This window comes from Bradyrhizobium sp. 164 (assembly GCF_023073715.1).
Classification (GTDB): domain Bacteria; phylum Pseudomonadota; class Alphaproteobacteria; order Rhizobiales; family Xanthobacteraceae; genus Bradyrhizobium.
Window position 1 is genome coordinate 171,372 of sequence record NZ_JADPKA010000001.1, and the last position, 20,043, is coordinate 191,414.

The following is a 20,043-nucleotide window of genomic DNA, read 5'->3' on the forward strand; positions in this document are numbered from 1 at the left end:
GCCAGATGCCCCTAGCCTTGCAAACCCAGCCAGCCTTTTCATGTAGTGGCTGGGGTCGCGGCGGCGCCGTTGGTGCCGCTTTTGACATGCCCGTTCTGAGCGTGATCAAGCAGCTTTCTCTTGGCGGGCCCGGATGTCGGCGATCCATTTCTCCAGCGCATCGATCTCGGCTTCGATAACGGAAGGTGCAGCCAGCCTTGGGTTGATCTGTCCTGGCTGACTATGGAGCAGAGCCGAACAGCGCCCAAATGATTCACGCATGACACTGCAATCGGTGTCGGTAAGAACCGTAAGCTTGCGGATTCCGCTCGATGTCGCCCATCGTTCCGAGATGATCTCGCCCACTATTCCGATTTGAAGTCGCCCATCCGTTCCGAGACGATCTCGCCCAGTATTCCGGGATGATGTCGCCCGGGTGACGCGGCCTCTTCCGGTTCCCATCCCTTGCTCACCCATCCGACCCTCGACCGCCTCAACGCCCTCGGCCTCCACGGCATGGCCAAGGCCTTCGTCGACATCGAAGCTGCCGGTGAGGCTGGCAGCCTCGGTCACGCCGAATGGCTTGCTCTGCTGCTCGAGCGTGAAGCCTCGCTGCGGCACGACAAACGGCTCGCCACTCGCCTGCGCTACGCCAAGCTGCGCCAGCAGGCGTGCGTCGAGGACATTGACTACCGCACCCGCGCGGCCCCGACCGCCCACTGTTTGCCAAGCTTGTCGAGGGACGCTGGATCGACGACCATGCTAACCTGCTGATCTGCGGCCCGGCCGGCGTCGGCAAGAGCTGGCTCGCCTCGGCGCTCGGCCACAAGGCCTGCCGGGACAATCGCACCGTGCTCTATCAACGTGTTCCGCGGCTGTTCGATGACCTCGCTCTCGCGGCGCGGCGACGGCCGCCATCCACGCCTATCGCGCGGCCTCGACCGTGTCGATCTGCTGATCCTCGATGATTGGGGGCTCGAGCCGCTCGATGCCGGCGCCCGCCACGACCTCTTGGAGATCCTGGAGGATCGCTACGGCCGCCGCTCCACCCTCGTCACCAGCCAACTCCCGGTCGACCAGTGGCACGCGCCGGAAACTTCGCGTCCCCATGGAGTAACAAAGGCCAACTTGGATTTCAGGATCCACTCCGCGAGCAGCCCAAGGTGGATTCGCTACTATGAAGATCCGCAAATAGTTGAAGCGTCCTCCGCGAGCATCAAGAGCGCTGACTGCGCAAGCAGAGGCGAAGCCGACACGCAATTGAATTCTTTGCTGGATTCGATCTTCACAGCCTCAGAACCCAAGAAATCTCCGGTTAGCGTATCTGGCTTTGCCACCATAAAACTCATCAGACGCATTCTTGCATACAGTTCTGTAGAAGTCGTCTGCGTCTTCCGTCGCGTATCCAGCCCCGGCAAAGCATGCTCTCGCGTTTTCCTGTAGAGTATGCCTCACTCCGCTCGCACTATCAAAAACCGCATTCAGACATCCAACAAGTGCCACCACGTCATCCTTTGACAAACGCTCGTCGCCATTCATCATTCTCGCGTGATTGATGCAAACGGCAATGTTGAACGATGTGAACGAGTCGCTTAGACCCGAGCAGTCTTCAAATCCATCTTCGCTATCATTCAGCCTAAAATGAGCAATCGGAAGGTATCTCATTTCTCTGACTTCCCTATGCGAAAAGTCTTTTGGTGATACCAGCTCCATTTCAGAAAGTGCGCTATGCACACGGACGTACGCATCATGAAAAAACGGGCCGATCACGCTGGTGTTTCTCCTGAGCAAGCCCTTTTCCATATCTTCCCGAGCAAATGGCCTCGTCTTGCCTAATTTCTCATTTTCCGCCAGAGACAGCCATCCCTTTTCATGAAGATAAGGCATCAGAACCTTGTGTGCGGTTCCCCACTTGCTCTCATAGGCCCGGCTAACAATCAAAAAGGCTTGGCCCGCGATCAGCTGGGCGTTTTCACCAAGGCGTCTGTCGCTATTGAGGTGGGCTTCCAGTGCCTCGACGGCTTGCTTGGGTGAAAGAGATCTGTCGCTTTCAACTTCTGCAATGAAATGATCCAGCCCTCTCTCAATAAACGGCTTCGTTATCGTCCTCGATGCATAACCGGTCGAGCCGGTTTGTTCATTTCTAACACCTGACAGGGAGTACTTGTTCTTCCTCAGGTATTCTGGTGAACTCGTCAAATCCACGCTGTCCGGCACGATCGTTGGAGCATGTTTCGAGATACCCTCAATTGTCATCCGACCCCCTTTGAGGCATTTGATATTTTTCATGATGGAGATGTGTGCTTGCTCCGTATTTACTAGGTTCTTGATGTGAACCTTGGTGGCAGCACGGTAGTCTATCATGGATGCAAACCTGTTAGCGCCAATGAGTCTAGGGGCTTTGACCTGGCTGGCAATGCGATTCTTCTCTTCATCGGAAAGGCTGCAATAAATTTGAAAGTATTCTTCCGCTTGTTTTTCGGCCTTGGTAAGTCTGGTGTCGCTGCTGAAGCCCCCTTTTCCGTCGTGCAAAGACGTAGTGGAGAGGAAAAAGTCGTTGGCCATCTTGTCATAAAAAAAGACCGCTCCGAGCGCGCCAAAAGCATACTTCATCACGCGAGAGGCCAAGCCCGGCAAGTTGCAGTTTCCGCGTGCTTCCTCTCCGCCACTGGATTTCGAGCGTTGATTGGACCCACGAAGACCAGGAGGGATCTGTCGAGTGGCAAGGCACTTGGTCGGTGGAGTCGTATTCGACTTGGTCGTGCGCGGCCGAACCATCAAGCCCTGTGGTGCGATCTCGGTGCGTGGCGCCGCCCGAAACACCGTTCCGAATTGACTATTTGTGATACGCACTTCCTATCGTCTCCAGTAGGTGAACCCGCTCGCACTGAATTGTCACTTGGCAGTATTAGACTCGGGTTTTGAAGAGAGATCAGATACCGCGATCAGTTTGCATCCGACATGAGGTCTTACTTCAAGCACTTTCCCCACCTGCGCAATCAGCAGGGCACTCACGGCTTCGGCGGCCGAGGCGAGGTGGCCAGAGGAGATGAGGGCGCTGTCATATGGACCGGTGGATCTATCACGAGCAGCTTCAGATCTTCGTGACCGGCAATATCGGGAATCTCGCCCTTGGGCACTACTTTTCGTCCAATCGGTCGCTGGCGGCCGGCTCTTGCCCGTTGGGGCCGATGGTCGGAGCCGTCGTCCGCGGCGGCGCCCAAAGGCTATCCTGTGTGTGTTTCACCGGGTCCGGTAAAGCCTCAAAGACTCCCCTCGCATAGGCGCCCCCTCAGCTCCGTGCGGGCGGGATTGACCTTGTCGTAGGCGATCACTGCAGCGGCGCGAAGTTGGCTTTTGTCCAACTCTCGAAGGTAGTCCGCCGACCAGTGGTGGATCGTATACGCTTCAAGTTTGTCCATCATCGACCGCCAGCGCCTGATACGCTCCTCTCGCGGCATGTTGACCGCCTGCCAAATTGCCTCCCTGATTTCTTCAGGACGGTTCGGATCCACCAGCAGCGCCTCCTTGTCGTTGAAGTCTTCGGCCGCACCCGCGAACTTCGAGAGCACCAGAACGCCGGGGTCCTTTGGATTCTGCACAGCAACATATTCTTTCGCGACGAGATTCATGCCGTCCCGCAACGGCGTCACGACGCCAACACGCGCAGCGCGGTAAAGACGCGCAAGTGCCGACTGGCTGAACGATTCGTTAATGTAGTGGATCGGGCTCCACTCGTCCGTGCCGTGCTCGGCATTGACTTGGTTGATCCGGCTCTCTACCTCGTTTCTATACCTCTGATACTCTTCAGCGTCGGCACGCGATGGAGGCGCGATCTGCAACAGCGAGATGCTGCGCGGCTCGGCCTTCACCAAAAGCTGATTGAACCCTTCGACCTTTTGGTCGATGCCCTTCGTGTAGTCGAGCCGATCGACGCCGATCGCAAACGTGGTGCCCTCGACGCTTTTCAGAAGGGACGAAACTTTCTCCTGCTCTGCGGGAGACAAGTCTGCAGCCAGGTATTCTGCGAACCGCTTCGGATCGATACCGATTGGGAACTTTTGACATCGCGTCTGGCCCCGCTCCGAGATCACAACGCCATCCTTGCTCTCCAGCGCGAGATGGGAACGCAGACAAGCGAGGAAGTTATTCACGTCTCGGTTCGTCTGAAAACCCAACAGATCGTACTCCAACATCGACTTCATCAGTTCGCGATGATTGGACACGAGCTTGATCATGTCAGGGGCGGGCCATGGCGTATGCAGGAAAAAGCCGGTCGGCCCTTCGATGCCGAGCTTACGCAGATCGGCCGCGAGAGGAAATAAATGATAGTCGTGCACCCAGAATGCGTCCCTATCCTGCAAGCCAAACGCCGCGCGCGCGATAAAGTCGTTCATCTCTCGATAGCTGCGGTACCCCTCTTGCGTGCTCGACATCCGGTCGGACAGGGAGTGCAATGCCGGCCACAACGTCGAGTTCGAATAATCTCGATAGTAGCCGGGATAGTGCTCAACCGGAAGATCGAGCTTGGCCACATGACCTTTGCCAACCTTCTCGAGCGGCAGGGGCTTCTCAGTCCCCTCGCCGCGGATATCCGAGGAGAACATCCAGATGGCCCCGGAACATTCCAAGACTGGCTCGAGGCCGGCTGCAAGTCCGCCGGTCTGGGGTATATTGGGATCGAAGCGAGCGCCGCGGTTCGAAATGACGACCAGCTTCATTATTGGTGGCCGGCCGACCAAATCGAGACGATCGTTAAGGTCGTTCGAGATAACAGGTTGGGAAGGACCTCCGCTGGCTTGTTGCTCTAGCTGCAGTGGGATTTCGCTCAGGCGTTGATCACACGCCCCCTGGCCTATCGCTTCAGGTTGCTGAGCGGCGTGTAATGTAGCATCGGGGCTCAATGTCGCCGCTTTGAGCGCACCATGGACTCGATCCATTTCGTAGCTCCGTTGATGATGTTTCAGTTTGATGCGGTTCGCGGATCTGCCTCCAGTTATTTCTCAGCCCCACTTATTTCTACCTCTTAGGACTAGCAGGTTTAGTTCTCGGGAAGGTGACCACGTGTCGAGCCAAATAGCCGCATCGGCGCTTGCATCCAGGATGATGGCGGCAAGATTGAGCCAGCCCTCAGCGGTCGGAATGTAGGTAATGTCGGCGAGCCAGACCCGATCCGGCGCGGCAGCGGTGAAGTTGCTGGCGATGAGGTTCGGGGCAATCGGCAGGCCATGGCGGCTGTCGGTCGTGCGAACCCGGCGCGGCGGCGCCATGATGGCGCGGATGCCATGCCGGTGCATCAAGCGTTCGATCCGCCCACGGCTGGCGCCGCTGCCTTGGGCTCGCAGCACCGCATGGACCCGCGGGCTGCCGTAACGCTGGCCGCTGTCCTGATGAACCTGCCTGATCGCGGTCAGGAGAGCGGCATTGGCGGTCGCGCGCTCGCTCACCGGGCGCTCTCGCCAAGCGTAGTACCGCCGGCGAGACCTCGAGCACGGCACACATCAGCCGCACCGGATAGGCGTCGCGATGGTCCTCGATGAAACGGAAGCTCATGTCCGGGGTCCGGCAAAGATTGCGATCGACTTCCTAAGAAACAGCCGGATTGGCGTCGCCCGGAATGGCCTGCAACACGAAGCCTAGCGATTTCGCCCGGCGCTGTAGGTTGGCGAGGACGCGGCTACGATATTGCTGCTCATATTGGTCGGCACCAGGATCCCTGTAGCTCATGCCGTGCCGGAGTGTGTTGTAGAATAAAACCGCAATCTTGCGAGCGGTCGCCGTCACGGCCTTCGATTTACCCGCACGTGAGGACAGCCGACGATAGAATGCTCCCAGCGCTGTCTCGCTCCGCCCCACGGTTGTGGCTGCCAACCGCAACAGCGCAGCTGCGGGACTTGAGGATCTCCGTGTGCGCGAGGACAGCACCTTGCCACCGGAGATCTTGTTGCCGGGTGCGAGGCAGAGCCAGGAAGTGAAGTGTTTGGCGCTCGGCCATGCGCTTAAATCCGTGCCGCACTCGCCGATGAGCTTCAATGCGAGCGACGGACCCAACCCATGGATCTCAGTCAAATCGACGCCGAGCACGCCGTACAGTGCAGTCCTGACATCGAAGGTGGGGGTGTTGACCTGCTTGGTCTTTACGCGTGGCTTGGCTAGCTTTCTGACCGGTCTTGCTCCTTTGGTGTTCAATGCACTGATCAGGACTTCGAGCTTGCGATCACAGTCGAGCATCTTTGCCTGGTAAACGTCGTAGAGTTCCAGTGATTGAGTCAACGCGAAGACATGTTCGTGGCGGTCAGCCGCATAAGCCGTCGCCAGCACGACGCGGTTGCGCACCCCTGTAGCAGCGTCCAGAAAACGCTTGATCTCTTCGGCACTAAGCACGAGCGGAAGCTTGTCGGGCTTCTGGCCACCGATGATCCGCTCGAATGCCTCCGTCTGCCCGAGTGTGACGCCGTAGAAGAAGCGCAGCGCGCAGGCCACCTGATTGATGTGGGACCACGAACGCTTTTGGCCGATGAGGTGCAGTTGGTAGGCACGGACCTGCTCGAAACTCAACCGGTCCGGGGCGTCGCCGAAATGGCGGCTAAACTTTGCGATCGCATAGATATAGGATTGCTGAGTCGACGGCGACAGATTGCGGACCGTCATATCCTCGATCATGCGCTGCCGAAGAGGGCTCATCGTAGCCATCTGGGTCTCCTGTCTTGAGAGGGGTGCGAAGACCAACATCCTCTCAGACAGGACACCTTAGTTCACCAGGCTTGCTCCCACTCCCGCGTAGCGGGTTCGTTCAATCCTGGACGACATCGATCGGAATCCGCATTCACAAGCGCTTGGCGCTTATCGAATTCCAGCGGCTCAGGTAATACTGCTCGCAGCCTTGCCGGGTCGGTGCGGGTACGTAATAGTACGCTTGAAGAACCTCATTCAGTCGATCCTTCACGCCACCTCATTCCGCCCTGTGCACACCTCAACCTTGTGGGGATTGGCGGTTATAGTCGTATCTCGGTCGTCAGCAGTCCGTCATACTTCTTCTTCCAGTTGAAGTAGGTCGATTGGCTGATCCCGGACTTGCGGCAGATCTCCGCCACCGCAATCCCGTCACAGCCCTGCTCCAGGATGAACGCCTTCTGGGCGTCCGAAAAACTCGAGGCCTTCGTCGTCCTTCGCTCCTGCCAACCGGGAATCGATACGAAAACTCTAGCCAAAATGGTCCAGTTTGCCCGCCTCCGATCAAAAGATGGACGGACAGATGAAGCGAGCAAGGTTCACGGGAGAGCAGATTACGGTATTGAAGGGGCATGAGGCTGGGACGAAGACAGCCGACCTCTTGCAAGCAGGGTGTTTCCGACGCGACCATCTACATTGGAACGCCAAATTCGGTGGCGTGGACGCTTCCGAAGCGAAGCGGCTGAGGCCTTGGAAGAGGAGAACACGAAGCTGAAGAGGCTTCTGGCCGACCAGATGCTCGATGCGGCCGCGCTTTGCGAGCTCCTTTCAAAAAAATGGTAGGGCCCCCCGCCAAGCGCGCTGTGGTCGTATCTGCAGGCCGTCATAAGCCCCCCCGATCCGCGAGCCAGCTCGATCGTGGGGGCGGACCGGAGGATAATCCGCTATGGCTCCGGGCCCCATCGGCAACAGTGCCGCCAATGCCCGAGCCCGATGCACGGGCTGCTCGAACCCGTCGGCCAGAGCAGCTAGGCGCGCCTCAAGCTCGGGCGAAATCTCTCCAATCCCTGGTCCAAGGCATTCTAGGGCGACGATACGATCTTTGGGTTTGTCAAGCCTCTCGGCAAGTGTGATCAGGCGGCCTTGGAATCCGGGCGCTAACCATGCGACGCGAGCTCCCAGCGCCAATACCGCGGCGCGCTTCCAGCCGCAGCCGTTCAGTCCTTCCACCAGAATGCCGAGGCGCTCCTGAAGGGGTGCCGGAAGCCCCTGAATGTTCGCTCTCCACGCGTAGAGAACCAAGATGCGATCTTGAGGTGAGTCAAGCCGCTCGGCAAGGACGACGAGGCGTCGCTGAAGGGGCCCGGCAAGGCACTGAATGCTCTCTCCAAACCCCTGAAGAGCCGCAAGGCCAGCTTCAGACGGGCCAAGCCGCTCAGCAAGGAGGACGAGACGCTCCTGCAGCGGGAGCGCAAGAGTTTCTTGGTGTGCTCCGAGACTCGCCAAGGCTTCAGCACGATAATGTGGGTCGTCAATTCTTTCGCATAGCGTAATGAGCCGCTCCTGGAGTAGGGGCGTCAGAGCCGCCAGGCCTATTCCTAGGCTGCTCAAGGCCCGGGTGCGATTTCTTGGATGATTAAATGTTTCGGCGATGACAACGAGCCGCTGTTGGAGCGCGGTCGCCAACCCTGCCATGCCGTGTCCAAAGCCGGCCAGAGCTAGGATGCGGTGCCTTGGCTCGATCAACTGCTCGGTGAGCTCAACGAGGCGTTGCTGGAGCGCCGGTGCAAGCCGTGCTAGGGCGCTTCCCAGAATTCGGATGGCCCAAGCCACGTCGATGGGCTCGAAGCCGTCCACCATGGCGACAAGGCGCTCCTGCAGCTGAGGCGCTAGCCGGTCTATACACTCTGCGAGGGCCATCAAGGCCTTAGCGCGCTCCGATGAACCGCTTAGTCCCACGACGAGCATGATAAGGCGCGCCTGAAGTGCAGGCGCGAGCTTATCCATGCGCGGCCCGAAGCCGCACAGCGCCTCAGCACGATCGGATGTGTCTAACGCCCCCACGAGGTCGACTAGACGCTCCTGGAGTGCGGGCGCGAGCTTATCAATGCGCCGCCCGAAGCCGCACAGCGCCTTAACACGATCGGACGTGTCTAATTCTTCCACGAGGTCGACCAGACGCTCCTGGAGCGCGGGGGCAAGCTGTCCCGCGCCTGGCCCTAGGATCTCCAAAGCCTTGCCGAGGTCCTCTGGCAGGACGCACTCATCTGCGAACACAACCAGAAGCTCCTGAAGCGCGGGCGTAAGTCGTTCCGCATGTTCTACCAGGCCCTCCATAACCTGTAGCCGCCTCCTATCACCAAGGTCCTTTGCGAGCACAACGAGGCGCTCCTGCAGCGCGGGTGCAAGCTCTCCTATGTACGCACCTAGGGCGTGGAGGAGACAGGCACGATGCGCTGGGTGGGCAATCCCCTCGGCCAGGGCGACAAGACGTTCTTGGAGTGCTGGCGCAAGCTCCTTGAGGCACCTTCCGAGGGTTCTCACCGCCAACCCGCGATGCTCGGGGGCGTTTAGCCCTTCGGCGAGCGCCACGAGGTGCTCCTGCTGCGTCAATGTCAGAAAATTGATGTTGATCGCGAGTGATTGGACTACACCATGCATCAATAGCTCGGCAAACCGGCCCGCGATGCCCGGGGCGGGAGTCACTATTCTGTCCCAGACAGCCTGAACCCGAATAGCTATCCGGGTCATCTTGTGACGATCAGAATCGTAGAGCCTGGGGACATCAGTTCGCAGATCGCGGGTCGTTTGCGACAGACTCACCAGATCGGTTAGCCTCAGCTGCTCAACTAGAATTTTGAGTAAATCCGGCGGCAAATGGAGCAAATCCGGTGGTGGTGGAATAAAGTCCGGCGGTGCACCAAGGTCACCGATGATGCGAAGGTTGTTGCGAGATAATGGTGCGCTTGATCCCAAAGGTTCAGCGGGCCAGTGCTCCACAACGGCAAGTGATCTATTTACTGCTTCAAGGCTGCCAATTGGCGCCGTGTGCGAGTCGTCCGCGCTCTCAGCTTCGTGGGCGCCAAACCCCAGGATCGGCTCCTTGCCAAGCTCCCTTATAGCTCTCACAATTCACCTTCTATAGACCAGCGAATATTTGGCTTCGATTCAGCTCTAAGAGCGAGGCAGGTCTGGGGCGCTGCACTTATCGAACCCCCGCATTGTGGCTCTGCCATACTTGGTAGATAGTGATGCACTGCGTCAAATAGATCTTCGCTCTGAGATCATATCTTAGGATTATGGCTGGCGATTCCAGATGCGTGTTCGCTGTCAGGCCTTGCGAGACTATCGGCAAGCAAAGCGTGATGCGCCACGAAGACGTTAGCGCGCGTTAGGCCTCACCTCGATCAGGATCGGGGCCCGAGTCCCGACAGGCTTGCGGCGAGCCCGCAGGGTGAGCCTTTCCTCGCGATAAAGTCGGTAGATCCGATTGATCCCCTAGGCGGTGTGGACTCTAAGGATTCCTTTTAGGAGCAAATCAGATTCAAAGCTGCTTTTCGGGAGGCAGTCTTGGGTGTGATGGATCGGCTGGTGTTGAGCGACGCGGCTTGGGAGCGGATGGCGCCGCTGATCATAGGTCGGCCTGACCAGAAGGGCTCGACTGGGCGCGACAATCGGATGTTCGTGGAAGGTGTGCTGTGGATCGCTCGTACGGGCTCTCCCTGGCGTGATCTTCCGGAGGTGTTTGGGGACTGGAACAGCGTGTTCCGGCGCTTCAGCCGATGGAGTGCCAAAGGCGTCTGGTGGCGGATCTTCGAGGCGATGTCCGACGATCCGGACTTCGAATACCTGATTGTCGATCCCACCATTGTTCGAGCCCATCAGCATGCTGCCGGGGCCAAAAAAGGGGGTCTGAAGATCAGGCGATTGGCCGTTCGCGCGGCGGCCTGAGCACCAAGATACATATGGCCGTTCGCGGCTTGGGATGTCCTGTACGGTTCACGATCACCGCAGGCCAGAAGGGCGATGCACCGCAAGCCGCCGAATTGATCGAGGGATTGCCTGCCGAGGTTTTCATGGCCGATACAGCTTATGACGCCGATCACCTGCGCCAAGCCATCGCAGCAAAGGATTCGAAAAAACCACACGAAACTACCTCGCCGTCGTCACCCTCGCAGCCATCGTCTTATGGATGCGATAAGTGTCCACACCGCCTAGGGCTCCCCGTCGCATTCTGCGTGGCCGACTGTAGCGATGCTCGCAAACCGACGACAGTAATTTAGCTAGACAGTTCTTTCGGCAGATGGAATTCTCACAAAACTCCGCTTCGGATATTCCATAGTATTTATGCAAATCGCGAAACTAATTGCAAGCAATCGTTTGCGTATAAACGACTAGCGCTATCAAACGCAGTACGGCGAATCCGGGTCGTCATTCGCCAGGGCGACTCAGCCGCCGTACAGGCACGCGGAAAGAACAACATTCTCCTTGTCATTTCCCTCGAAGAGGAGCTTCTTGAAATCCAAAAAAGTTCCTTCCGAGCAAGCGCAACCCTCTCGAGCGACACGACCACCATTGCTTTGAGATCGAGAGTGTCCCTGGTCGGTCGATGCTCATCGTTGCTCAAGAGCAGAGATCACCCACTTCGTTGAACAGAATTTCGGCATGACGGCCTCGGAGTCCGAGGTAAGCCACCTGTACGCGCCCCTTCGATTGACCAGTGGGGATTGGTTCTGACACCTTCGGGTATCGCAACGACCTTACAGACTTCGCGCGCGCTCGACTAGTTGCTCCATCTTACCATCGACGGTGAGCGACCGCGCCAACATGAAGGTGCTGAGCTTTCCCGGCAGCTGCACCGCGACCACCGGCAATGCCCCGGAGGTCAGGCGATGGAAAATCGAATAGCGTGTCTCAGGCTCCGTCGCCACTCGCCGCCCCTGCAGGCACACAACCAAAAGCTGCATTAGCTCCGCATTACCCTGCGGCGGTCTGGGCTCATGGTCCATCGCCCGCAGCACATCATGCGTGTCGAAGACGGATGCCGGATGTTGCGCCTGGATCCTCGCTGCGTCCTGCGCCCATAAACGAGTCCAGCGCGTCGACGGGATCGTCCGCCTCGATATGCGCGATCAGGTTCCAGCTCCTATTGGAAAGATCGCTTTTGATGAGATCGCGCGTGCTGTACAAGATCTCCTTGGTCTTGCGCTCAGCTCGTCCCGCCGTACGAGCAAATCGATTTTGCTTCGCTCGACATACTGCCGCCTGAACAACGTTTCCAGGACCGCACGGGCGTTCAGCACTTGATAGATCGACAAAGCCGGGCAGCGGCTCGCGAACGGCCCACGAGTCCGCTCGGCCTCGCTTGCGTTGAGATGCGCCTCGATCTTGCGCTCCACGACGGGTTGGATGTCGTTCAGCAGGTTCAGAGCCTGTCTGCGGTGCGAGCGCAGGTGCGGGCTGCGCGCCAGCGGCAGCAGGGCAGCGCAAAGATTGCCCGTGGTTTCGAGGTTATTCTCCGCGGCAAAACCAAGGGCACGATGCAATTCCCTAAGGCGATCCAGCCCTGTTGGTGCGAGCAAACCGAGGTCCTCAAACAGCCCGACCTTCGCCAGCTCCTTGAAAATGATGGCGATGCTCAGAACGTTGGCTTGCTCCAGCCGATCATCGGCATAGTGCAGGTAATGAGCCAGCCGATGTAAGCTATTCTTCAGCAGGGCTGTCTCCGCGCGTCTCCACCCTGCTGCACCAAACCTGCGAAAGAACCCTTGATCGTTGCCCCTTATCGCCCTGGAGTTGAACGATCTCTGCTTCTCGCGGTAAACGCTAAATCCGCTCGTGCGTTACTGCCGGCCAGCAAAGGCTGCGGGTCGGCGGTGAGGGTGTCGAGATGCGCCGTTCCCCTTCACTCATTGGTGCCGGCGCCTGGATGGCTTCCACGACGCCGCCCCCTAATCGCAGCCGTTGTGATGATCATCGTGCATGCGCTGCGCGGTCGGAGACATGCTGATGGCGGTCCCGGAAGTACCGGCGGAATGTGATATCTCTGCAGCCGGCGGACCGCCTTCTATGTCACTGCACAGGAAAGCGAAGAGTTCCTTCACGCAAATGCGGGCGTACTTCTTGGCTTTTTGAAAGGGCGGGACGAGCGGCAACCTGATATCGGCCTTTTGGTAGAACGGACTGCGCTCTTCGTACAGCTGGTTAACCTTCTGCTCGACGTCGGCACCTTGCAGCAGCGGCCGGGTGGTGTCCCACTTGAGGCGCCTGCGGAGCTCTTTCAGCTCGGTGTCGAGCCAGATCGACCTCGCCTTATCAAGGATCAGGGCCTGATTGGATTCCTTGCCAAAGCAGCCGCCGCCGGTTGCGATGACGATGGGCCCTCTCTCCAGCTGCTTGGCGAGCTCTTTGGTCTCCAGGTCCCTGAAGTGCGCCTCGCCGCGGCCAGGGTCGGCGAACATCTCCATCAGATTGCCGTGCTCGGCGACGATACGCTTATCGATGTCGACAAACTCCACCCCCAACTCCTTGGCAAGCTGGTCGCCGATGGTCGACTTGCCGCTCGCCGGCATGCCGACGAGCACCACCGGCCGCGTACCGAGGGCCGCGAGGATCTCGCCGGCTTGCGGCGAGCGAGGAGCGGTCGCAATCTGTTGTCTTCCGACGGTGCGCCACCTGGAGGTCCCTGCCGCCCTCGACCTGTTTTCTCCTGACGAGCAAAAGTGTAATATGTCCCAGGTACCACGGGGAATGGGGACCAGCTCGCATTCGCTCTGCGCGCGCTCGGCCCGGTAACTGGCCGGCGTATGGAACGCGACCTCGAAGCGATAGTTCTGCGCGGTTCTGAACGCCGTGTGAACGCCGCGCGTCCATCCTGATGAACCAGTTGGTGGTCTCGACCTCGCTGCAGTCCCGCTCCTCGAAGGCCAGTGCCGCCTTCCTGAAGGCGCGCGTAAAAGCCTCCTCCGGGATCTCGAAGACATGGCGCATGGTATGGGTGACCAGTTGGGCCTCCGGCGCCGCGCTCACGCTCTGGCCGGTCAACTCGTCGGCTATCCAGACCTGCCCGCGCGACCGTTGGTCGAGATGCGGCACCTTCACCTCGATGCCGTCCTGCCGCAAAAGCTCGGCAACCGCGTGCACAGTTTCGGTAATCGCGCTTTCTTGCGCTTCGGCGGGGGCGGCTTCGAGCCTGGCGCGCTCCAGGGCCCGTTCGCTGCTCAGCGTTATCCTGCTGGCGGGGTCGTCGTCGGCCGAGATTGCTAAGGCGCTGGGCAGGATGCGCTGTTCGACGGCGAGTCTGATCGAGGCCTCCATGACCGAGGCCGCCAGCGTGGGGTTGTCCTTCAGAACCGCCAGGCTGCCATCGGCGTCGAACCGGCCCTGGTGGAGCTTTGCCACTTGCGTCTTGACATAGGGCGCCGGCTTGAAGCCCGGCCTCTGCTCCAAGAGCCGCTGCAATTCGGTGGCTTTTTGCATGAACACCCGCGCACCGGTATCGGACTTGTAGGCGTCCGTGCCGACCTTGATGCCGACGCTCAACAGATTGATGGCGCTTTCATGCAGATCGTCCGGGTTGTAGCCGTCGGGCCGCGGATCGATGCGCGGCTGGTAGTGGTTGAGCAGGAAGTCGATGCGCTTCCTGGCGTCAGCGGTTGCCGGATAGGATTCGCTGAGTTTCGGGAAGAGCGCGCCGGCGTCGGCGCTGACGGCAGGCTTCGCGCTGGTTGAGGTCACGGATCGCGCTAACTGCTGCTTGACGTCCGACTGCTCATGAGCCGGCTCGCTATTGAGCTGCAGGTTCCAGTCCTGGAGCTCGGCCACTAGCAAGGCGGCCAGTTCGCAGGCCACCGGATGCCTGGCGGCCTTGCTGTCTTCCCTCGCCCTGGCGATGAGCTCCTGGAGGGTCAGGCCATCCGGTCGATCTTCCTGCAACAGTGCGCGGATGTCGGCCTTGAGCTCATGATGAATGCCCTCGTAGGTGCCGAAGATGGCACGCTCGGCAAACCAGCGTTGCGCCTCCAGCGGCTGCGCCAGCACGTTGCGCTGCAGGCAGCTGTAGGTCTCCAGCGCCAGCCCGGTGGCCGACAGGATCTGCTTGGACCGGCTGAACTGGTAGCCGCCTTTCTCAATGGCCGGCGTGTGCGACTTCGGCGGCTTCATCGAGGCGATGCCGCGCGCCTGCAGCTGCGCGTCGAACTGGCGCACATGCTCGTAAAGGCGAGGCCGGTCGCCGATGATGACGACGGTGTCGCCGTCAAAATCGCCGTCGAGCTTTTTTTGTTCGGCGCTCGGAACCGCAACCAAAGAGCCGAGCGCGAACACCTCCGTCGCCTGCAGGATGCCGACGCACTCGAGCGCGGTGTCGGCCTTGACCCGGTCCTTTTCCTCCAGCCAGCGCGAATGGCACTTTACGTCCTCGGCAGACATCACCACCCCGCGCTCGGCGAAGTCCGCCGCCCACATTTCGTCGGGCACAACGATCAAGATGCCTTTGGCAAAGAAGGTCGGATCGTCGGCGGTAAGCCCAGCCCGCGACCTGTGCGCGACATTGAAGCTGTATTGGAAGGCCACGCACCGATCCAGGAACGCCGCGGTCCGATCGCCATCGCGCGCCGACCTGATCCGGTCGGCGGCGAACGGGCGCAGGTTGGGCTTGTCATAGGGGGAGCGTCCGACAAGCACGCCAGCGTCACGGGTCAAGGTCTTGCTCTTGCCGGTCGGCACATGCAGGCATTCGTCGCTGGACGGCACGGCGATAGCGCCCGAACCCTCGATATGCCCGCCCGTGACCGTCCGGAACAGCTCCTCGGCGGTGAGGCTTTGATGGGTTTCGAGCCAAGCCAGAGCCTTCTCGCGGGTCTCCTGTGCCACTTCGACGCTGCGCGGATAATGTTGCAGCGCCGAGGGCGGTACCGCCGATTGCCTATTATCGGCATAGGCAGGCATCCGCTCGGGAGCGCCGTGGCGAGCCCGGGCAATGGCCGGCATGCGCTCGGCCAGTGAGGCCCTGATGAAGCCGCAGCCGTCATGCGGCCGCAAGGCGATCTCGCCGTCTCGCCCCTCGAACCGGAAAGGATGCGCTGCGCCTGCGGGGCGGTCGGGCAGAAGGGACAGCTTGAAGCACCCTTCCAGCGCATAATCATGCGGGCCAACGTCGGGGATGCCCGGCGGCGCGGCAAATCCGCGGCGCTGGGTATAGTAATAGGCTTCCTTGAACGGCGCCCAGGCCCGCGACAGCTGCTCAAAGGCCGTACCTGGAGCCGTCTCGGCATAGGGGATCGCCAAAAGCTTGCCGCCTGGGGCCTCTTCGGCCGCGACGGGCAGGTGAGAGGCAAGCTGGTTCAGGCTCTTTTGCCGCGGCTTCAGTTTGCTGCCGCCGAACAGGTCCATGCGGTAGGGCACGCCCTCCACGGCGAACGTGCTTGTCAGCTCGAAGTCAGTCGGAGGTTTCTTTAGCTGCACCGCCACCACCTTCACCGCGCCCGAGGTCAAGCGGTGGAAAACAGAATAGCGCAACTCGGCGTCGCCGGCCAGCGGCCGGCCTTGCATGTCGACCACCGGCAGCCGCATCAGTCCGGCATCGCCTTGCGGCGGTCTCGGCTCGTGGTCCATGGCCTGAAGGACCCGATGGACATCGAAGCTGGCGGCTGCATGCTGGGCCTGGACCTTCGATGCGTTCTGCGCCATGAAGGTGTCGAGCGCTTCGAGCGGCTCCTTCGCCTCGATCTCGGCGATCACGTTCCAGCTCATGTAGGAAAGGTCGGCCTCGATAAGGGCGCGGGCACTGTCCAAGATCTGCCTGGTCTTGCCGTGCAGCTCTTCCCGCCTGGCCTGCAAGAGCTCGTCGCCGTCGACATAGGGCCGCCGGTAGAGCGTCTCCAGCACCGCCCGGGTCTTGAGCACCTGATAGATCGAAAGCCCCAGGCAGCGGCTTGCATTGGCGCCGCTGGTGCGCTCGGCCTGGCCTGGCTTGAGATGGGCATCGATCTTGTGTTCGACCACCGGCTGGATGGCGTTGAGCAGGTTCAGCGCCGACCTGCGGTGCCAGCGCAACACCGGCTTCGGGCTGCGAGCCAGTGGCAGCAGGGAGGCGCAAAGATTGCCCATCGTCTCGAGGTTGTTGTCGAGCTTAAACCCGGGAGCGGCACGTAACACCTCGAGCCTGTCCAGCCCCGGCTGTGCCAGCGCACCGAGATCGTCCAACAATTGCGCCTTGCCCAACGCCTTGAATATACTCGCGATGGAATGGACATCGGCCTGCTGCAGCCGATCCTCGGCATATTGGAGGTAGTGCGCCAGCTGATGCAGCCGGTCCTTCAGCAAGGCGGGTTCGGCGACTTCGCCGGCGGTCTCTCCCCCCTGGATACCCCCGCGACAGACCGTTGGCGATCCTAGCTAGCGCAGGCGTGCTGAAAGTGCTGAAGCGACGGCCCTTGGAGCTGAGCTCGCCGGCGATGGCAACGATCGCCTCGCGTGCTTTTTCTTCTTCCGGCCACTTGCCGAAACCGTTCACCAGATTGGCCAATTCTTGATCCGAGAATCCGTCGAGATTGCCGGCCCGGGCAACCACCGCGCCGGCGATGGCAACCGTCGCTTCACGCGTCTCCTGCTGGTCCGGCCATCTGCTGAAGCCGTTCACCAGGGCCGCCAAGGCCTGCGGATCAAAATGGGAGAGCTTGCCGCTACGCACCTCACCAGCGATTGCGACTGTGGCCTTGCGACAATCCGGCTCGTCCGGCCACTTGCTGAAACCGTTCACCAAGTTCGTCAGGTGCTGCGGTTCAAAATGGGAGAGCTCGCCGGGACGCACCTCACCAGCGATTGCGACTGTGGCCTTACGACAACCGGGCTCGTCGGGCCAGTTGCTGAAACTGTTCACCAGGTTCGCCAAGCGCTGCGGTTCAAAATGGGAGAGCTCGCCGGGACGCACCTCACCGGCGATTGCGATTGAGGCCTCACGACAACCGGGCTCGTCAGGCCACTTGCTGAAATCGTTTACCAGATACGCCAGCTCCTGCGGCTTGCAGTCGGATAGGTTGCGGGAAAGCATCTCACGGGCGATCGCAGCTCCCGCCTGTCGACAGGAGCGTTCTTTCGGCCACTTGCTGAAGCTGTCTACCAGTAATGACAGATCTTGACCGTTCGGCTCCTCAAGCACCCTGTTTTCGCTGCAATACGACTTGGCGACTTTCGTCGTTGCTTCGCGGCCTTTAGTCGAGCCTGGGTGACGGCCAAATGAGAATGCGAAGAGCGAAAGCGCCCTCGGCTTCACCTTCTTGATTAGCTGGTAATCAAGCCGCGATACCTGTTCTGCCACGGCCTTACAAGCGCGTTGAATGGCCTGCAGCGCTTTACGAAGCTTTGCTTCAAGATCTACACGTCTATGTCGCTTCAAGTCTGCAAGGTGCAGGTTGTATGCGCCCACCTCCATGGTGCGCTGCATTGCCAGTCCAGCCCTCTGTTTGGACGCGGATTGCTTCTGTGATGAGACCGCGCCTGATTGCGAGCTTCTGCCTCCTCCATCGATTCGCCATTGTTCATCGCCTGAACGCGATGAGCTTGCGCCCCCACATTGTACGCCGCGCTCCGACACTGAGAAAGGATCACCCCGCCTCCCACCGGCTGCCCATTGTGCAGCCGCGTGGATTTGATGTGAGCCACCGGAGCGATTGGCAAGCCCGTCACGGAAGACATCACTAGGACAAGACGCTGCGCGAGCAGAGGCCTTCTGAGGCCCCGCGTGCATCCGCCCCACGACAGAAGGATAGCTTTGGCTACCTTCTCCATCGCGCAGAGCGGGGTCAGGGCGAGACGCGCTCGCTCCACGGGTACCGTCGGCTTCAAAGCCTGAAATGTGCAGCTTCCCTATTCGGCCAATGCCCGTCATGATAGCCCGCGATCAAATGGTCCGTGAGCTATGTATCGAGTCACAGTTCCCAATCGTAGTTTCGCAATACATTCGTGTCGCCCTGCCAAGGAGAGAGCCGAACAACGACGGAGCTTCTAATTCCGGTACTTCCTTCCATCGAGCGCTTCTGCAGTTACAGTGCCCAGTAAAAGACAACGCTTTGCGAACTTCTGGTTCAGGACACTACCACTCTAGCCGCGACCAGCTGCGGTGCACCATCAAGCCCTGTGATGCGATCCCGGTGCGTTGCACCGCCTGAAACACCGTTCCCGATTGACTATTTGTGATACCCACTTTCTATCACCTCTTACGCAAACCACCTGCCACTGAATTGTCACTCGGCAACCGATAGGACCCCAGCCTTGAATCGAGATCAAGGTGTCGTCATCAGCTCGCGTCCTGCAAGAGGTCTCGTTTGAAGCACTTTTCGCACCTGCGCAACCAGCAAGGCGCTCACGGCTTCGGCGGCGGGACCGAGGTCGCCAGAAGAGATGAGGCAAGCTGTCATATGGACCGGTGGATCTATCGCGAAGGGCCTCAAATCTTCGTCGCCTGGAATATCGGGAATTTCGCCCTTGGGCAGGATCGCATTTGCGAGACCCGCCCTGACCAAAGAGAGCGCACTGGCGAAGGTGTCGACTTCTGCGATGCAGTTCGGCATCACGCCGGCCGCTTCAAACGTCCGATCTAATACATCGCGAATTGTGCTTGGGCGCGTCGGCAATACAAGAGGGAGTTCGGCCAATTCCTCAACCGAAATGGCGCGAGCGGCTTCCCCTGTATCGGGAGGACGTACCAGATGGAGTCGCTGTTGAAAGAGTGACTGGCGAGTAACACCTGAAGTGGGTTCATCCTCAAGCACAGCGCAGATATCAAGCGCGCGTGATACGATGAGCGGCTTCATCTGAAGAGAGTCACCCGCAACAAGATGAAGGCGCACTTTTGGAAGCACTGTCCGGCTGGCTTCCATCAGGAGGCGGGCGAACGAAGCGGCGAGCGCGGAGGACATGCCGAGCCTTACAACACCCTCCGGTTCTCCTGCCTTAGAGCGGATGATGCTGCGCAGTTGGTCAACCTGCTGAAGAATGGACGTGGCCTCACGATAAAAGACCTTGCCCTCGCGGGTCGGGCGAATGCCGCGAACGCTACGGTGCAGCAGCGCGACGCCAAGCTCGGCTTCCAAGGCAGCCATCTGCTGACTCAGGGCCGGCTGCGCCACGTGGATTGTCGCCGCTGCTTGGCAAAAACTACCAGCATCCACGATGCCCGTGAAATATCGGAGATGACGTAGTTGCATAAAGCTGGAAGACATAGCAGCCTAGAATCGTTCGTAGCTCAGGCGATATTCCGGATAATACCATTCAGCGCTTCGTGAACCGCTTTGATAACGGTCGAATTCAGACTCAAGAGTGTAGTGTGTGTGTTCATTGAGAGCTGAAGCTTGAGCTGATCCATGGTGTCGTCCGGGTTCATGGTCGCCA

11 protein-coding genes and 5 pseudogenes are annotated in these 20,043 nt (G+C 59.7%); 4 read left to right on the forward strand and 12 right to left on the reverse strand.

Going from position 1 to position 20,043, the window contains the following annotated elements:
- Positions 1–105 precede the first annotated feature (105 nt).
- Positions 106–345 carry a hypothetical protein gene (locus IVB01_RS00765; protein WP_247494180.1) on the reverse strand — a complete coding sequence of 80 codons (240 nt, stop codon included), beginning with the start codon at positions 343–345 and terminating at the stop codon, positions 106–108.
- 99 nt (positions 346–444) lie between these two features.
- Between IVB01_RS00765 and IVB01_RS00770 the strand changes: the two are divergent.
- Positions 445–1,068: pseudogene (locus IVB01_RS00770) on the forward strand (ATP-binding protein); the annotation flags it as partial.
- A 204-nt stretch (positions 1,069–1,272) separates the two neighbouring features.
- Here IVB01_RS00770 and xopAG read toward each other — a convergent pair.
- The 5 genes and pseudogenes from xopAG to IVB01_RS00795 form a co-directional block, all read right to left on the reverse strand.
- Entirely contained in the window at positions 1,273–2,616 is a 1,344-nt protein-coding gene (xopAG, locus tag IVB01_RS00775) for a XopAG/AvrGf1 family type III secretion system effector (RefSeq protein WP_247494181.1), read from the reverse strand.
- Between the two features lie 626 nt (positions 2,617–3,242).
- Positions 3,243–4,919: a trehalose-6-phosphate synthase gene (locus IVB01_RS00780; RefSeq protein WP_247494182.1), complete on the reverse strand. Its 1,677-nt coding sequence runs from the start codon at positions 4,917–4,919 to the stop codon at positions 3,243–3,245.
- A gap of 162 nt (positions 4,920–5,081) precedes the next feature.
- Positions 5,082–5,532 (reverse strand): annotated as a pseudogene (locus IVB01_RS00785) (IS3 family transposase); the annotation flags it as partial.
- Between the two features lie 33 nt (positions 5,533–5,565).
- The gene (locus IVB01_RS00790; protein WP_247494183.1) at positions 5,566–6,672 is read right to left on the reverse strand and encodes a phage integrase N-terminal SAM-like domain-containing protein; all 1,107 of its coding nucleotides are present in this window, start codon (positions 6,670–6,672) and stop codon (positions 5,566–5,568) included.
- Positions 6,673–6,995: 323 nt separating this feature from the next.
- Positions 6,996–7,169, reverse strand: a pseudogene (locus tag IVB01_RS00795) (transposase); the annotation flags it as partial.
- Positions 7,170–7,234: 65 nt separating this feature from the next.
- Between IVB01_RS00795 and IVB01_RS00800 the strand changes: the two are divergent.
- Positions 7,235–7,488 (forward strand): annotated as a pseudogene (locus IVB01_RS00800) (transposase); the annotation flags it as partial.
- On the opposite strand, the gene IVB01_RS00805 reads toward IVB01_RS00800, so the two are convergent.
- Positions 7,480–9,780, reverse strand: a complete 2,301-nt coding sequence (locus IVB01_RS00805) for a hypothetical protein (RefSeq protein ID WP_247494184.1) — start codon at positions 9,778–9,780, stop codon at positions 7,480–7,482. The pseudogene IVB01_RS00800 and the gene IVB01_RS00805 overlap by 9 nt on opposite strands.
- Positions 9,781–10,221: 441 nt before the next feature.
- On the opposite strand from IVB01_RS00805, the pseudogene IVB01_RS00810 reads away from it, so the two are divergent.
- A pseudogene (locus IVB01_RS00810) lies at positions 10,222–10,852 on the forward strand (IS5 family transposase).
- A 559-nt stretch (positions 10,853–11,411) separates the two neighbouring features.
- On the opposite strand, the gene IVB01_RS35580 reads toward IVB01_RS00810, so the two are convergent.
- Both IVB01_RS35580 and IVB01_RS35585 read right to left on the reverse strand, forming a co-directional pair.
- Positions 11,412–11,582 carry a hypothetical protein gene (locus IVB01_RS35580; RefSeq protein ID WP_346659316.1) on the reverse strand — a complete coding sequence of 57 codons (171 nt, stop codon included), beginning with the start codon at positions 11,580–11,582 and terminating at the stop codon, positions 11,412–11,414.
- Positions 11,583–11,673: 91 nt separating this feature from the next.
- Positions 11,674–11,841, reverse strand: a complete 168-nt coding sequence (locus tag IVB01_RS35585) for a hypothetical protein (RefSeq protein WP_346659317.1) — start codon at positions 11,839–11,841, stop codon at positions 11,674–11,676.
- A gap of 185 nt (positions 11,842–12,026) precedes the next feature.
- Here IVB01_RS35585 and IVB01_RS35590 point away from each other — a divergent pair, with 185 nt between their 5' ends.
- Positions 12,027–12,353, forward strand: a complete 327-nt coding sequence (locus IVB01_RS35590) for a hypothetical protein (RefSeq protein WP_346659318.1) — start codon at positions 12,027–12,029, stop codon at positions 12,351–12,353.
- 249 nt (positions 12,354–12,602) lie between these two features.
- Here the strand turns inward: IVB01_RS35590 and IVB01_RS35595 are convergent, their stop codons facing one another.
- The 3 genes from IVB01_RS35595 to IVB01_RS00830 form a co-directional block, all read right to left on the reverse strand.
- Positions 12,603–13,634 carry a shikimate kinase gene (locus IVB01_RS35595; RefSeq protein WP_346659319.1) on the reverse strand — a complete coding sequence of 344 codons (1,032 nt, stop codon included), beginning with the start codon at positions 13,632–13,634 and terminating at the stop codon, positions 12,603–12,605.
- 3,149 nt (positions 13,635–16,783) lie between these two features.
- A complete protein-coding gene (locus IVB01_RS35600) occupies positions 16,784–18,097 on the reverse strand; it encodes a hypothetical protein (protein WP_346659320.1) in 1,314 nt (437 codons plus the stop codon).
- Between the two features lie 838 nt (positions 18,098–18,935).
- Positions 18,936–19,874, reverse strand: coding sequence for a LysR substrate-binding domain-containing protein (locus IVB01_RS00830; protein ID WP_247334001.1), 939 nt, complete (start codon positions 19,872–19,874; stop codon positions 18,936–18,938).
- Positions 19,875–20,043: the final 169 nt, after the last annotated feature.

What these genes read in the sequence shown, in the direction of transcription:
- IVB01_RS00780 (WP_247494182.1), bottom strand. Translation starts at nt 4,919, where the DNA reads ATGGATCGAGTCCATGGTGCGCTCAAAGCGGCGACATTGAGCCCCGAT.
- IVB01_RS00790 (WP_247494183.1), bottom strand. Translation starts at nt 6,672, where the DNA reads ATGGCTACGATGAGCCCTCTTCGGCAGCGCATGATCGAGGATATGACG.
- IVB01_RS35590 (WP_346659318.1), top strand. Translation starts at nt 12,027, where the DNA reads ATGCGCCTCGATCTTGCGCTCCACGACGGGTTGGATGTCGTTCAGCAG.
- IVB01_RS35595 (WP_346659319.1), bottom strand. Translation starts at nt 13,634, where the DNA reads ATGTCTTCGAGATCCCGGAGGAGGCTTTTACGCGCGCCTTCAGGAAGG.
- IVB01_RS35600 (WP_346659320.1), bottom strand. Translation starts at nt 18,097, where the DNA reads ATGCAGCGCACCATGGAGGTGGGCGCATACAACCTGCACCTTGCAGAC.
- IVB01_RS00830 (WP_247334001.1), bottom strand. Translation starts at nt 19,874, where the DNA reads ATGTCTTCCAGCTTTATGCAACTACGTCATCTCCGATATTTCACGGGC.